The 16209-nt window shown below is 48.0% G+C and carries 4 protein-coding genes; all 4 read left to right on the forward strand.

Features of this window, described 5'->3' with window-relative positions; genetic code table 11:
• The first annotated feature begins 164 nt into the window (after positions 1-164).
• The 4 genes from MED222_RS22775 to MED222_RS09775 are packed head-to-tail and all read left to right on the forward strand — an operon-like array spanning position 165 to position 16184.
• Entirely contained in the window at positions 165-356 is a 192-nt protein-coding gene (locus MED222_RS22775) for a hypothetical protein (RefSeq protein WP_083784101.1), read from the forward strand.
• Entirely contained in the window at positions 356-8197 is a 7842-nt protein-coding gene (locus tag MED222_RS09785; protein WP_009847294.1) for a type I polyketide synthase, read from the forward strand. The genes MED222_RS22775 and MED222_RS09785 overlap by 1 nt, the downstream gene beginning before the upstream one ends.
• On the forward strand, positions 8197-10245 hold the full coding sequence (locus MED222_RS09780; protein ID WP_009847295.1) for a PfaB family protein: 2049 nt from the start codon (positions 8197-8199) through the stop codon (positions 10243-10245). Before MED222_RS09785 ends, MED222_RS09780 begins: the two co-directional genes overlap by 1 nt.
• Entirely contained in the window at positions 10242-16184 is a 5943-nt protein-coding gene (locus tag MED222_RS09775) for a hotdog fold thioesterase (RefSeq protein ID WP_009847296.1), read from the forward strand. The genes MED222_RS09780 and MED222_RS09775 overlap by 4 nt, the downstream gene beginning before the upstream one ends.
• The last annotated feature ends 25 nt before the right edge of the window (positions 16185-16209 follow it).

Below are 16209 nucleotides of genomic sequence, written 5' to 3' on the forward strand. Positions count from 1 at the left end.
TAGTGGCCTCTGGGAGCATTGTATCGGCCACTCACCTCGGGTAGCCTGCTCAACCATTAAACAAATTCACACGTTTTCTTTGCGGATACCGACTTGTCGTTTAGTCAGACTTTGAACAGGATTTTAATGGACATCGCCTCAACATTTGAATGCCACCGTCGCGCATGAAACACCTCCCCTACTCTCGTAAGTCAACGCACTTCGTAAAACTAATTTCTATCTGGTTGCCGCCACTCAGCAACCTGAATTTTCAGCTGCGCTTCCCTAAGTCTGTTTCAGATTTTCTTTCTATAGCTTTAAAAGCGCAGCCTCAAAACACGACATCACTTTCTGTGATTTCTAGTGGAGACTCATAATGAGCCAACCCGAAAAAAACACACCGGAATCAGTCGACGACACTCGACTTAATAAACGTCTTAAAGACATGCCTATTGCTATCGTTGGAATGGCAAGCATGTTTGCGAACTCTCGTTACTTAAACAAGTTTTGGGATTTGATCAGCGAAAAGATCGATGCAATTACCGAAGTGCCTGATACACACTGGCGTCCAGAAGATTACTACGATTCAGATCGTACCACGCCAGACAAATCTTACTGTAAGCGCGGTGGTTTCATCCCAGAAGTTGACTTCAACCCTATGGAGTTCGGCCTTCCGCCAAATATCCTTGAACTGACGGATACGTCACAGCTACTTTCTCTGATCGTGGCAAAAGAAGTACTTGAAGATGCCAAACTGCCTGAAGGTTACGATCGCGACAAGATCGGTATTACGCTTGGTGTAGGCGGTGGTCAGAAGATTGCTCAAAGCCTGAATGCTCGTCTTCAATACCCTGTTTTGAAAAAAGTCTTCAAGAGCAGTGGCATCAACGACGAAGACAGCGAAATGCTGATCAAAAAGTTCCAAGACCAATACATCCACTGGGAAGAGAACTCGTTCCCTGGTTCATTGGGTAACGTAATTTCAGGTCGTATTGCTAACCGCTTTGACCTTGGTGGCATCAACTGTGTAGTAGACGCTGCATGTGCTGGTTCTCTGGCTGCAATGCGTATGGCTCTGAGTGAGCTGGTTGAAGGCCGCAGTGAAATGATGATCACTGGTGGTGTGTGTACTGATAACTCACCAACCATGTACATGAGCTTCTCTAAAACCCCAGCATTCACTACAAACGAAACCATTCAACCTTTCGACATCGATTCAAAAGGCATGATGATTGGTGAAGGCATCGGCATGGTTGCTCTTAAGCGTCTTGAAGATGCAGAGCGTGACGGCGACAGAATCTACTCGGTAATTAAAGGTGTGGGTTCTTCGTCGGATGGTAAGTTCAAGAGTATTTACGCGCCTCGCCCTGAAGGGCAAGCTAAAGCACTGAAACGTGCTTACGATGATGCAGGTTTTGCACCGCACACGCTTGGCTTACTAGAAGCGCACGGTACTGGTACTGCTGCGGGTGATGTTGCTGAATTTGGTGGCTTAAACTCAGTATTCAGTGAGAACAACGAAGAGAAGCAACACATTGCGTTAGGCTCTGTGAAATCTCAAATTGGTCACACTAAATCAACCGCGGGTACTGCCGGTTTAATCAAAGCTGCATTAGCACTGCACCACAAAGTACTGCCGCCAACGATTAACGTATCGGCTCCGAATCCTAAGTTGGATATCGAGAACTCACCGTTCTACCTAAATACACAAACGCGTCCTTGGATGAAACGTGTCGACGGCACACCACGCCGTGCAGGTATCAGCTCATTCGGTTTTGGTGGCACTAACTTCCACGTTGTATTGGAAGAGTACACGCCAGAGCACGCTCGCGGTGATAAATACCGTCAGCGCCAAGTACCGCAAACTCTGTTATTCAGCGCAGAATCTCGTCAAGCATTGATCAATGAGCTAAAACAAGTTTCAACTCAAGCTGCAGACGCCGCGTTCAAACTGGAAGCGCTTGCTGAGCAGCACGCTCTACGCGAAGTAGACGCTAAGCACGCTCGTCTTGGTTTAGTTGTCACTGACCAAGCAGACCTGCAAGCGCAACTGACTCAAGCGATTTCTATGCTTGAGAGCCAAACCAAAACACATTGGCAGATGCCAAACGGTGCTAGCTACCGTGAGTCGGCACTGATTGCAGAAAATGGTGCGGGTAAAGTAGCAGCTCTGTTTGCAGGTCAAGGTTCGCAATACCTAAACATGGGTCGCGAGCTTGCATGTCACTACCCTGAAATGCGCCAACAGCTTGCTCAAGCGGATCAAGTATTTGGTCAGCACAAGAAAACAGCTCTGTCGCAAATTCTGTTCCCAATTCCAACCTTCACACCAGAAGCAACCAAAGCTCAAGAAGCGGTGTTAACCAACACGGCCAATGCTCAAAGTGCGATTGGTACTGTGTCTATGGGTCAGTTCGACATCATGACTCAAGCTGGCTTCAAAGCAGACATGGTCGCAGGCCACAGCTTTGGTGAGCTAAGCGCGTTATGTGCATCGGGTGTTATCTCGCAAGACGATTACTACCAGCTAGCTTTCGCTCGTGGCGATGCGATGGCTGCAACACCAGAACAAGGTGACAGCGGTACGATGTTTGCGGTCATCCTAGACGCAGACAAACTTCCAGCCGTTGAAAGCTGCATCAGCCAATTCGAAGGCGTGAGCATTGCCAACTACAACGCTCCGACTCAACTGGTTATTGCAGGTCCAACTGCAACGGTTCAACAAGCAGCACAAGCGCTAACAGAACAAGGCTTCAAAGCGATTGCTCTGCCAGTGTCTGGTGCTTTCCACACACCGCTTGTTGCTCACGCTCAAAAACCATTTGCTTCTGCAATTGATAAAGCTTCATTCAGCGCTCCAACGCTGCCGCTTTACTCGAACGCAACGGGCAAACTGCACAGCAAAGACGCTAAAGCGATCAAGAAAGCGTTCAAGCAACACATGCTGCAATCGGTTCGTTTCAGCGAGCAAATTGAAGCGATGTATGAAGCAGGCGCGCGCGTATTCGTTGAGTTCGGTCCGAAAAACATTCTTCAAAAGCTGGTTGAGAAAACATTGGCTGATAAGAACGAAGAGCTTTACGCAATCAGCATCAACCCAAGCCCTAAAGGCGACAGTGACCAACAGCTTCGCTTAGCTGCGGTTCAACTGTGCGTGGCAGGTATTTCATTAGACAACATTGACCCTTACCAAGCTGACATTGCTGAACCTGCGAAGGCATCACCAATGAACATCAAGCTGAATGCAACCAACTACATCAGCCCTGCTACTCGTAAGAAAATGGATCAATCATTGGCTTCGGGCAACGTCACCGAAAAGACTGAGATTGTTGAAGTGAAAATTGAAGTCGAGAAAATCGTGGAAAAAGAAGTGATTAAAACAGAAATCGTTGAAGTACCTGTGGCTGCTCCTCAAGCTTCAAATGTACAACAGTCAGCTGCTCCAGCACCAAGCGCACAAGTAGCAACAACAGCTCAGCAGCCTCAAGTGGTTCAAACAGCCCCAGCGACTAGTCAGCCAACAGCTCAAGTAACGGTAGATGAGTCTTCATTGCAGTCGTTCTTCAATGCTCAACAACAAGCAGCAGAAGTACATCAGCAATTCTTGGCGATTCCTCAGCAATACGGTGACACGTTCAACACCTTAATGTCTGAGCAAGCGAAAATGGCAACAGCAGGCGTAGCAATTCCTGAGAACCTGCAACGTTCTATGGAAATGTTCCACCAGCACCAAGCTGAAACGCTAAAAGCGCACGCTCATTACCTAGAAATGCAAGCGCACAGCAACAACTCAGCACTTAATATGCTAACGCAAGGTTCAGCACAAACGGCACAACAAACCTTCGTTGCGCCAGTAAATGTTCAGCCAGTGATTCAAGCTACAGCTACTCCAACGACTCCAGCAGCTACCGTCCAACAGCCTGTAGCTCAAGTACAAGCGACTCCTGTACAAGCCGCGCCAGTTCAAGCTCAGTCTGTTCAAGTTACGCCAGTACAGAAAGCCGTTCCTGCACCACAAGTAGCGGCTCAAGCGGCAGCGCCTGTTGCAGCTCAACCTGTGCCAGTTAAAGCGCAACCAGCTCCTGTGGCTGCACCAGTAGCAGTACAAACAGCCGACGCTGAAAAAGTGATGCTAGAAGTCGTTGCCGAGAAAACGGGTTACCCAACGGAGATGCTTGATCTAGAAATGGACATGGAAGCAGACCTTGGTATCGACTCAATCAAGCGCGTAGAGATCCTTGGTACCGTTCAAGACGAAATGCCAAACCTACCTGAGCTGAACCCTGAAGATTTAGCTGAGTGTCGTACTCTTGGTGAAATCGTTACTTACATGAACAGCAAGATGCCAGCATCAGCGCCTGTGGCAGCACAGCCAAGCGCAACTGCTGCTGTTCAAGCCGCTAACGGTCTTGATGCAAAAGTCGTTCAACAAACCATGCTAGAAGTGGTTGCTGAGAAGACAGGTTACCCAACGGAAATGCTTGATCTAGAAATGGATATGGAAGCAGACCTTGGTATCGACTCAATCAAGCGTGTTGAGATTCTTGGTACGGTTCAAGATGAACTGCCTACTCTTCCAGAGCTAAACCCTGAAGACTTAGCTGAGTGTCGCACTCTTGGCGAAATCGTTGCTTACATGAACAGCAAGCTTCCGGCTTCTGCTCCTGTAGTCGCTCAAACTGCAGCAACTTCAGTTCAAGCAGCTAGCGGTTTAGATGCCGCTGTCGTTCAGAAGACGATGCTAGAAGTGGTAGCAGAAAAGACGGGCTACCCGACTGAAATGCTCGACCTAGCAATGGATATGGAAGCAGACCTTGGTATCGACTCAATCAAGCGTGTTGAAATTCTAGGTACGGTTCAAGACGAGCTACCGACTCTTCCAGAGCTAAACCCTGAAGACCTCGCTGAGTGCCGTACTCTAGGCGAGATAGTCGAGTACATGAACAGCAAACTTCCAGCTTCTGCTCCAGTAGCAACTCAAGCATCTGCACCAGCGCAAGCAGTATCAAACGGTTTAAACGCAGAACAAGTTCAAAGCACAATGCTGAGCGTAGTGGCTGATAAAACGGGCTACCCAACAGAAATGCTAGACCTAGCAATGGACATGGAAGCAGACCTTGGCATCGACTCAATCAAACGTGTTGAGATCCTTGGTACGGTTCAAGACCAGCTACCAACACTGCCAGAGCTGAACCCTGAAGACCTAGCGGAGTGCCGTACTCTGGGTGAAATCGTTGCTTACATGAATACTAAAGGCATGAACAGCAAGTTAGCTCCTAGTTCGGAAGCAGCGACAGTAGCTCCTGCTACAGAAAGCACGAGCAATGACCTAAATCCTGCTCATGTTCAATCAACAATGATGGAAGTGGTTGCCGATAAAACTGGCTACCCAGCAGAAATGCTCGACCTAGCGATGGACATGGAAGCAGACCTTGGTATCGATTCGATTAAACGCGTCGAGATCCTGGGTACGGTTCAAGACCAGCTACCAACGCTGCCAGAGCTAAACCCTGAAGACCTAGCTGAGTGTCGTACGCTTGGTGAAATCGTTACCTACATGCAAAGCAAGCTATCCGCTGCTGCACCCGCAGCAACTCCAAAAGCTGAATCAGTAACGCCTATCGCAGAAACAGCGACAGCGGAACTTCCTCCACACAATGAGGTAGCGCTAAAAAAGCTACCAGCGGCAGATAAACTCGTCGATTGTTTCTCAAAAGACGCTTGTGTCGTGATCACAGATGATGGTCACAACGCCGGTGTTCTAGCAGAAAAGTTGACCGCTAACGGCATTCAAGTGGCTGTAGTGCGTAGTGCTCTTTCTGCCGCGTCACCTTTAAACAGTGAAATCGCAAGCTACACACTCAACAGCGTCGATGATGCTGGTGTCACTGCGGTTATTAACGGCATCGAAGCAGACCTTAAAACGTCGAACAAAGTGATTGCTGGCTTCATTCATTTACAAGCTATCGTTGATGCGAAACAAAGCAACGAGCAAGCGGTTAACTTGAATGCAGACTCCAGAGCTTCACTGACGACAGCGTTCTTATTCGCCAAGCACCTAAATGGCCAACTGAATGCCGTTTCTGGTCGTAGTGTGTTCTTCACACTAAGCCGTATCGATGGTGGCTTTGGTTACCTAGATACTAAGCAACTAGCGAATGCAGAACTTAACCAAGCCGCGTTGTCTGGTCTAACTAAGACACTGAGCCATGAATGGTCAAACGTGTTCTGCCGTGCATTGGATGCTGACGCTTCTATTGATGCTCGTCACCTAGCTGAAGCTATCACAGGCGAACTGTTCGATATCGATACCAACACGGTTGAAATCGGCCTTAGCCATGCGGAAAACGGTGAATCTGGTCGTGCAACACTGATTGCGACAACACCAGGCGCTGCACAAACTAAAAACACAGGCGCTCAACTCACCAAGAGCGACAAAGTTCTCGTAACTGGTGGCGCTAAAGGCGTGACGTTTGAATGTGCACTGACGCTTGCTAAGCAATGTAAATCTCATTTCATTCTTGCAGGTCGTAGTAAGCATATTACTTCAGCTGAGCTACCTCAGTGGGCACAAGGTAAGCAAGAGAAAGAGCTAAAACCAGCGGCTATCGCTCACCTACAAGCAACAGGTGACAAACCAACGCCTAAGAAAGTAGATACCTTGCTAAAACCTGTATTGAGCAGCCTTGAAATCAACGCAGCACTTGCCGCTTTCAACGAGATTGGCGCGAGCGCTGAATACCTAAGCCTAGATGTATCGAACCATGAGTCAGTAGCGAAAACACTGGCGAATTTCGAAGGCATCACAGGTCTTATCCACGGCGCTGGTGTACTGGCTGACAAACACATTCAAGACAAAACACTTGATGAACTGAACATGGTTTACGGCACGAAAGTGGGCGGACTAGAAGCGGTTCTTGGTGGTCTTGATAGCAGCAAGCTAAAACTGATTGCGATGTTCTCTTCGGCGGCGGGTTTCTACGGAAACACAGGCCAAAGCGATTACTCGATGTCTAACGAAATCCTAAACAAAGCGGCTCTGCAATTGTCTGCTCGTAACCCTCAAGCGAAAGTGATGAGCTTCAACTGGGGACCGTGGGACGGCGGCATGGTAAACGCAGCGCTGAAGCGTATGTTTACAGAGCGCGGTGTGTACGTAATTCCTCTTCAAGCGGGTGCAGAGCTATTTAGCTCTCAACTACTGAACGAAACTGGCATTCAACTGCTGGTTGGCACGAGCATGCAAGGTTCTGACAACAAGGAAGCTGCTGTAAAAAAGCTTAATGCGGAGTCTGTGCATCTTGCAGAGAGTCCGCTGAATACAAGCATTACTGTGACACGTCATCTTGATCCTAAGGCATTGCCTTTCATTCAAGATCACTGCATTGCCGGTAACCCAGTGTTACCGACAGTGTGTGCCATCCAATGGATGCGTGAAATCGCTGAGCAACTGTTAGGGGTGAACGTTAGCGTTCACAACTACAAACTGCTGAAAGGTGTGATTTTTGATACTGATGAAGTGCAAGAGCTAAGACTGGTTCTTTCCTCTGATGCTAAATCAAAAGGTCAGCTAAAAGCAGTGATCAGTTGCCAAGGACGACCACAGTATCAAGCTCAGTTGCAAGTTGCCTCTGTGCAAGTTTCTGAAGATGTTCAACAAGCGTCGACAAAGCGCTTTGAAGCCAACACTTCAGCTCCTGTAACAACGGCACAAGCTCTATACAGTGACGGCACTCTGTTTCATGGACCAAGATTGCAAGGTATTACCTCAGTCGAATGCTTTGACGACTTAGGTTTATTGGCTCAGTGCCAACTACCTCAGATTGAAAACAGCGACTGCGGATCATTTATTCCGAAGCAAGGTTTTGGTGATAGCCAGCCATTTGCTGAAGATTATCTATTGCAAGCCATGTTGGTATGGGCTCGATTGAAATACGGCGCGGCAAGCCTACCGTCTGCAATCGGTGAGTTTATTTGTTACGCACCGATGCACGATGGTGACCAAGGTTGGCTAGATCTGAGCGTGATAAAAAGTACGGCTCGTTCGCTTCAAGCTGATATCTCGCTTTACCACCAAGATGGTCGTTTAAGCGCGGTAATGAAAGGTGCAAAAGTCACCATCAGCAAAAGCTTAAACGACGCATTTTTGCCGAAGTCTAGCTCAGCAGTGTCGAAGAAAGAGACTACTAAGAACCCAGAAAAGGAGCAATTGTCATAGTGACTGTTCCTACTAATAAAGCGATGCCATTGCGCATCGCTCTTTTAGCTCAGCCAGCAAACGCGGCTGAGCTTTCTGCCGACTTATTTCCCTCGTTCCCAGAGATGATAACTGTTGTGGTTGATGGCAATTTTAATCAAGCACTTGCTCACGCCATCGAGACAGTCAATCAAGGTAATGTCGTTAAGCTCTGTTTGGATCATCACTCACCATCATTGTTGATGTTAAGTGCGCTGAATGCTGCTCAGAATAAGATTCACCCACACGCGAATTTGGCGAGCTTTGTAGATACAGCTACCGGAAATAGCATTCAGCTAGCTCTGGATATTGCACGCCGCCCCGCTTCAGATTTAAGTCATCAACAGCAACACTCTGACTTATCGGCTTCGCAGCAGTTTGATGAATTGTTGAATATAATTAATGCGATATCGAGCCGTTCATTACCGAGCCATTCATTACCTAACCATTACTGGTTCACTGAGCCAAACAAAGCACGTGTTGCTGCGTTAACTTTCAGTGACGATAGCCCAAAAGCCACCAGCCTGATATTGACTCAAGCGACCGGTTTGCACGAACCAAAAACCTTGCTATCCAGCGAACGTTTGATGTTTGTGGTTTTTGGCTGCGAGCAAACTGAATTGGTTTCTCAGCTAACCTCGTTAAGAGAAGAGCTAAAATGCGTTAGTGATTCAACGGACAGCGAACTTGCTATCGCCACCTTGATGCATTCAAACCTAAGCCACTTTCAAAGCGTTCAACACAATGCTGGCCGTGGTGCAAACATCGTGATTCAGGCGGCTTCAATTGAGGCTGCACTACAAGAGATCACCGCGATAGAAAATGCGTTGCCAAAAGTAATGGGTGACAATAGCCACTACAAAACGCCAGCGGGCAGTTGTTTCTCACCGAAGCCTCAAAGCAAAGGTGGCGTTGCATTTGTTTACCCTGGTGTTGGCACGGTTTATCCCGGCATGTTGCGCGAATTTCACCAACATTTCCCACAGTTATTTGCTCGTTTAGAGCGCGAAGGTAACTTGAAAGAGATGCTGCAGGCAGAAAAAACCTACGCAGACGACGCGCAAGAAATGTCGCTCAGTGAATTGGCCATTGCAGGTGTCGGCAGTAGTTATTTACTAACGCAGCTCTTGTGTGATGAATTCAAAGTGCAGCCAGATTTCGCTTTGGGTTACTCCAAAGGTGAAGCCTCCATGTGGGCCAGCTTAAATGTTTGGAAAAACCCACATGCGCTGATTGAGATGACTCAAACCAGTCCTATCTTCACGACGGCTATTTCTGGTGAACTCACCGCAGTGCGTCAAGATTGGCAGTTGAACAGCGACGAAAGCATCCAATGGAACAGCTTTGTGGTTCGCAGTGATGCGCAAGCGATTGAAGCTCTGTTACCAGAGTTTCCGCGCGCTTATCTCGCTATCATCCAAGGTGATACTTGCGTACTGGCCGGTTGTGAAAGCACATGTCGAGCTCTGCTCAAAAAGCTTGGTAAACGTGGCATTGCCGCGAACCGTGTTACTGCGATGCACACCACACCAGCGCTGAGTCAGCATAGCCAAGTGCGTGAGTTTTACACGCAATCACTGTTCGACGAGTTGCCAAAGCATATCCGCTTTATCAGCGCAGCAGGTCTACCGACTGGCGCACCAATCAATATCGACAGTGACAGCATCGCCCTTTCGATTGCCGACACTTTCTGTTCAACGCTGGATTTCACCGCGTTGATCCAGAGTGCGCGTCAACAAGGTGCTCGTCTGTTTGTAGAAGTAGGTGCCGATCGTCAAACCAGCACATTGATCGACAAGATCAATCGTAGCGACAACGTAGCAGACCAGTACTGCACAATCGCTTCCAATGCCAAAGGCGGTGACGATGTTGTCACGCTCATCAAATGCATTGGTCAGCTCATTACTCATCAAATTCCACTGTCTGTCGAGCCACTTATTCAAGGGCTAAAACAACAGATCACCACCGCTAAGCAATTAAGTGGTGTGTCTCAAGGCAGCGCAGTGAATCATCAAGGAGAGCTAGTATGAGTTCTCAATCGAACCAGTATCAGGCTCAGAACAAACAACAAGTAAAGTGCAATAAGATCGCGATTGTTGGTATTGCAAACCAATACCCAGAAGCTGATACGCCAAAAGACTTTTGGCAAAACTTGCTGGATAAAAAAGATTCTCGAACCACATTAAGCGCTGAAAAGTTAGGAGCTAAACCTGAAAACTATCAGGGCGTGCAAGGTGAGTCAGACCGCTTTTACTGTGACAAAGGCGGTTACATCGAAAACTTCAATTTCGATAGCAATGGCTACCGCTTAACAGCAGAATCGTTCAACGGTGTTGACCAAAGTTTCCTATGGGCTTTGGATACCAGTCGTAAGGCGTTAGTCGACGCTGGCATTGATCTGAATGCCGATGTTTTAGAGCGCACAGGCGTGATCATGGGTGCCCTTTCGTTCCCAACCACACGTTCAAACGACCTGTTTCTACCGATTTATCACTCGGTGGTCGAGAAAGCATTTAAAGATAAATTAGCTAATGACCAATTTTCATTGCTACCAACCAATGAAACCGCGCAAGACCTCAACCCTATCAATGGTGCAGCGGCACACAACGCCTCTAAGTTAGTGGCTGATGCATTGGGTTTAGGTAACGTACAACTGAGTCTAGATGCCGCATGTGCAAGCTCTGTGTATTCATTGAAGTTAGCGTGTGATTACTTGAATACAGGCAAAGCCGACATGATGTTGGCAGGCGCGGTATCCGGTGCTGACCCATTCTTTATCAATATGGGTTTTTCGATCTTCCACGCTTACCCTGATCACGGTGTGTCGGTTCCGTTTGATAGCAACAGTAAAGGTCTGTTTGCTGGCGAAGGTGCGGGGGTTTTAGTCCTAAAACGCTTAGCTGATGCAGAGCGTGATGGCGACAATATTTACGCAGTCGTCAGCGGTATTGGCTTGTCGAACGATGGCCGAGGCCAGTTCGTATTAAGCCCAAACAGCAAAGGACAAGTCCAAGCCTTTGAACGCGCTTACGAGGCTTCGAACTTATCACCAGACAGCATTGAAGTGATTGAGTGTCACGCAACCGGTACACCATTAGGTGACAAGGTTGAGTTAACCTCAATGGAGCGTTTCTTTGCTGACAAATTGAATGGTTCGAACCCGCCATTGATTGGCTCTGCTAAGTCCAACCTCGGTCACTTGCTGACTGCGGCGGGTATGCCAGGGATCATGAAAATGATCTTTGCGATGAAAGAAGGTGTGCTTCCGCCAAGTATTAACTTGGATAAGCCACTATCGTCGCCAGAAGGTTTATTTGGCTCACAGACTCTGCCAACGCAGGTTCAATCTTGGCCAAGTAAAGCGGGCAACTCAGAGCGCTGTGCGGGTGTTTCTGTCTTTGGTTTCGGTGGCTGTAACGCTCACTTACTGCTTGAAGCGTATTCAGACACCAGTCATGTAAACCCGACTCAAGAGTCAGCGTCTCCAAGCCTACAACCATCTAATTTAAGCATTACTGGTCTAGCGTCTCACTTTGGTTCTCTGCAGAGCATCAACGCGCTAAGCACTGCGATTGAGACCAACAACGATGCTTTCATTGCCTTGCCTAAGAAGCGCTGGAAAGGCTTAGACCAACATCCAGAACTACTGAATCAGTTTGGTTTACACGGTATTCCAAATGGCGCGTACATCGATCAATTCGATCTCGATTTCCTGCGCTTCAAAGTGCCGCCAAATGAAGATGACCGTTTGATCTCTCAGCAGTTGCTACTGATGAAAGTTGCAGACGAAGCCATCAAAGATGCCAAGCTTGTTGCAGGCCAAAAGGTTGCGGTTTTAGTTGCGATGGAAACAGAGCTTGAGATGCACCAATTCCGTGGACGCGTAAACCTGCATAGCCAATTGGCTGACAGCTTTGCCAACATGGGTATCGAACTAACTCAAGACGAATACCAAGCGCTAGAAACCATCGCGATGGACAGTGTGATGGACGCAGCCAAGCTGAACCAATACACCAGTTTCATCGGCAATATCATGGCTTCGCGTATCTCTTCATTGTGGGACTTTAATGGCCCTGCCTTTACGATTTCAGCTGCTGAACAGTCGGTTGCTCGTTGTATTGATGTTGCACAAAACTTGATGTCACAAGAATCGATGGATGCCGTTGTGATTGCAGCCGTCGACCTAAGCGGCAGTGCAGAACATGTGATTCTGAAGAACAGCGTAAGCCCAGTGACGCTAGCTCCAAAATTCGGACAGCTGCAAGATGGCAGTTGGAATGTCGGTGAAGGTGCAGGTGCGATTGTTCTTGTTGAAGAAAACCAAGTAGCGAGCAACCAAGATGCGGCTTACGGCAGCATCAACGCCTTAGCTTTTGGTTCAAGCGAGAATAACAACGCCGTTGTTGATGAGTTACTGACTCAAGTCGGTATGAGCTCGAACGATGTTTCTCTGCTTGAGCTTAACCATGCACCAGAATCTTCATCTCATCAGTTTTCGTCTCTAAGTTTAGGGAACACAAAGACTACTCAAGCAAGTCAACGTGTGGGTCATTGCTCTGCTGCTTCTGGTATGGCAAGCCTGCTACACGGTCTGCTCAACCTGAACCTTGCACCTCTGAATCCGAATGTCAGTTCTAAGAGCGCGATTGTTGCCAACATCAGCGAAGGACAATGTTCACAGCTGCTACTAAGCCAATCGAGTGTTGAATCTCAATCACTTTCCGTTCGTTTAAGCAATGAACTGGCGAGCGATGCTAAACGTCAATTAGTTAAGCAAGTGACTCTTGGTGGTCGTGATATCTATCAACATATTGCCCAAACCCCAGTGACCAACTTGGCAACGATTCAACAGAAAGCTTCTGGTAAACAAGCAGCAAGAGTGGCGTCGGTTCCAACGACAGCAAGCATTCAAGCAGCCCTTGCACAAAAAGAGTTAGAGAAGAATGCATTAGCGCAAAACGCGATAGAGCCAGTCATCGAAACTCCTACATCAGTATCTCCTACTCTGGCGCCAACTCGCCACAGTCAGCTAACAGGTAACCACAGCAATATGACTCATGTCCTATCCGCTAAAAATGGCGCGTCTCAAATCGACGCAGCTTCACAGCAGCCGCAAAATCTAAGCCAAAACCAAGCTTTTGCTCAAAACCAGCAAGCGGCTCAACAGGTACACAAAGCATTCCTGCACACACGTGCCCAAGGCATGCAGATGGCTGATGCGTTATTAAAAGCACAGCTAAACGCAGTGACATCTGGTTTAGATAGCAATGCCCTGATTCAACAAACGACCAGCCAACAAACGACTGGTCAACAAACGCCAGCTCAGCCTGTTCAAGCTCAACCGGCTCAGGTTTCGTCAACGCCAGTCAACGTACTTGCGACGCCAGCACCAGTAAAACCTATCCGTAAGCCATGTATCTGGGATTACGATGATCTGGTTGAATACGCTGAAGGCGATATTGCGAACGTATTTGGCCCTGATTACGCGATCATCGATAGCTACTCGCGTCGCGTTCGCTTGCCAACCACGGACTACCTACTGGTATCTCGTGTAACCAAGCTAAACGCGACCGTTAACGAGTACAAGCCAAGCACAATGACCACAGAATACGACATCCCAGTTGATGCGCCGTATCTTGTTGATGGTCAGATCCCTTGGGCTGTTGCAGTTGAATCTGGTCAGTGTGACCTAATGCTAATCAGCTACTTAGGTATTGATTTCGAAAACAAAGGTGAGCGTGTTTATCGCCTGCTTGATTGCACGCTGACCTTCCTTGGCGACTTGCCTCGTGGTGGCGATACACTGCGTTACGACATCTCAATCAACAACTTTGCTCGCAATGGCGACACGCTGCTGTTCTTCTTCTCGTACGAATGTTTCGTTGGCGACAAGATGATCCTGAAAATGGATAACGGCTGTGCGGGCTTCTTCACCGATGAAGAGTTGGCAGATGGCAAGGGTGTGATTCACACTGAAGATGAAATCAAGGCTCGTAAGCTTGCAACTAAGCAACGCTTCGATCCTATGTTGCACTGCCCTAAAACTCAGTTTAACCACCAAGAATTGCGTCATCTACTGACTGCCAACATTGCAGAATGTTTTGGTCCAACTCACCAATCCAATAGCCACCAGCCTTCTTTATGCTTCAGCTCAGAGAAGTTCATGATGATCGAAAAGGTTAGTCGTGTTGAACCACAAGGTGGCACATGGGGACTTGGTCTGATTGAAGGTCATAAGCAGCTAGAGCCTGAGCATTGGTACTTCCCTTGTCACTTCAAAGATGACTCGGTAATGGCTGGTTCTTTGATGGCAGAAGGTTGTGGTCAACTGCTTCAGTTCTTCATGATGCACCTTGGCATGCACACGCTTGTTCAAAATGGTCGTTTCCAACCGCTTGAAAATGCGCCTCAACAAGTACGTTGCCGTGGTCAAGTTCTACCACAATCGGCAGAACTGACTTACCGCATGGAAGTGACTGAGATTGGTCTAAGCCCTCGCCCATACGCGAAAGCTAACATCGATATTTTGCTGAATGGCAAAGTGATTGTTGATTTCCAAAACTTGGGTGTGATGATCAAAGAAGACGACGAATGTACTCGTTATCTGCCTTCTTTAGAATCAGCTGTCGCGACCCCTGTTATCGAAAGCTTGGACCATAAAAGCTTGGGCCATACACCAGAAGTGAACCAACAGGCTTCAGCGAATGCGCCATTGATGGCTCAAATTGAAGACCTAGAAACTGCACCAAACAAAGGTGTGGTTCCTCTTCAACACGTTGAAGCTCCGGCAACTCCAGATTACCCAAACCGCACACCCGATACGGTTCCATTCACGCCTTACCACATGTTCGAATTCGCGACTGGCGATATCGAGAAGTGTTTCGGTCCTGATTTCTCTATCTACCGTGGAATGATTCCACCACGTACTCCGTGTGGCGACTTGCAGCTAACCACTCGTGTGGTTGAGATCGACGGTAAGCGTGGCGACTTCAAGAAGCCTTCATCGTGTATCGCAGAGTACGAAGTGCCAGAAAATGCATGGTACTTTGATGAAAACAGCCACCAGACCCTAATGCCTTACTCGGTATTGATGGAGATTTCACTGCAGCCAAACGGCTTCATCTCTGGCTACATGGGAACAACACTGGGTTTCCCAGGTGAAGAACTGTTTTTCCGCAACCTAGATGGCAGCGGCAAAATGTTGCGTAACGTCGACTTGCGCGGCAAAACGATCACCAACGATTCTCGTCTGCTTTCAACAGTAATGATGGGCACCAACATCGTTCAGAGCTTCAGCTTCGAACTGAGCACTGACGGCGTGCCGTTCTACCAAGGTACAGCGGTATTCGGTTACTTCAAGGGCGCAGCACTGAAAGACCAGCTTGGTTTGGACAACGGTAAAGTGACTCACCCTTGGCATGTTGATAACAACCGCACGCCGGATGTAAACATCAACCTACTAGACAAAACGACGCGTTACTTCAATGCACCTGTTTCTGCTACTGGTGAAGTGCAAGAGCACTACCAACTGGCTGGCGGTCGCTTGAACTTTATCGATACGGTGCAGATCACCAGCGATGGTGGTAAAGACGGTCTGGGTTACCTATACGCTGAGCGTACGATTGACCCAAGCGATTGGTTCTTCCAGTTCCACTTCCATCAAGATCCGGTAATGCCAGGTTCTCTAGGTGTCGAAGCGATCATCGAACTGATGCAAACCTATGCGCTAAATAAAGATCTTGGTGCTGGCTTCCGCAATCCTAAGTTTGGTCAAATCCAATCTGAAGTGAAATGGAAATACCGTGGTCAGATTAACCCTCTGAACAAACAGATGTCACTGGATGTACACATCACTGCAATCAAAGACGAAGACGGCAAACGCATCATCGTTGGCGACGCAAACCTGAGCAAAGATGGTCTACGTATTTACGAAGTGAAAGACATCGCGATTTGTATCGAAGAAGCATAAGCCTGACAGAGAACTAGGAAAGAAT

Source organism: Vibrio sp. MED222, from assembly GCF_000153005.1.
GTDB lineage: Bacteria > Pseudomonadota > Gammaproteobacteria > Enterobacterales > Vibrionaceae > Vibrio > Vibrio tasmaniensis_A.

Coding starts and splice junctions, on each gene's coding strand:
- MED222_RS22775 (WP_083784101.1), top strand. CDS start 165: ATGAAACACCTCCCCTACTCTCGTAAGTCAACGCACTTCGTAAAACTA.
- MED222_RS09785 (WP_009847294.1), top strand. CDS start 356: ATGAGCCAACCCGAAAAAAACACACCGGAATCAGTCGACGACACTCGA.
- MED222_RS09775 (WP_009847296.1), top strand. CDS start 10,242: ATGAGTTCTCAATCGAACCAGTATCAGGCTCAGAACAAACAACAAGTA.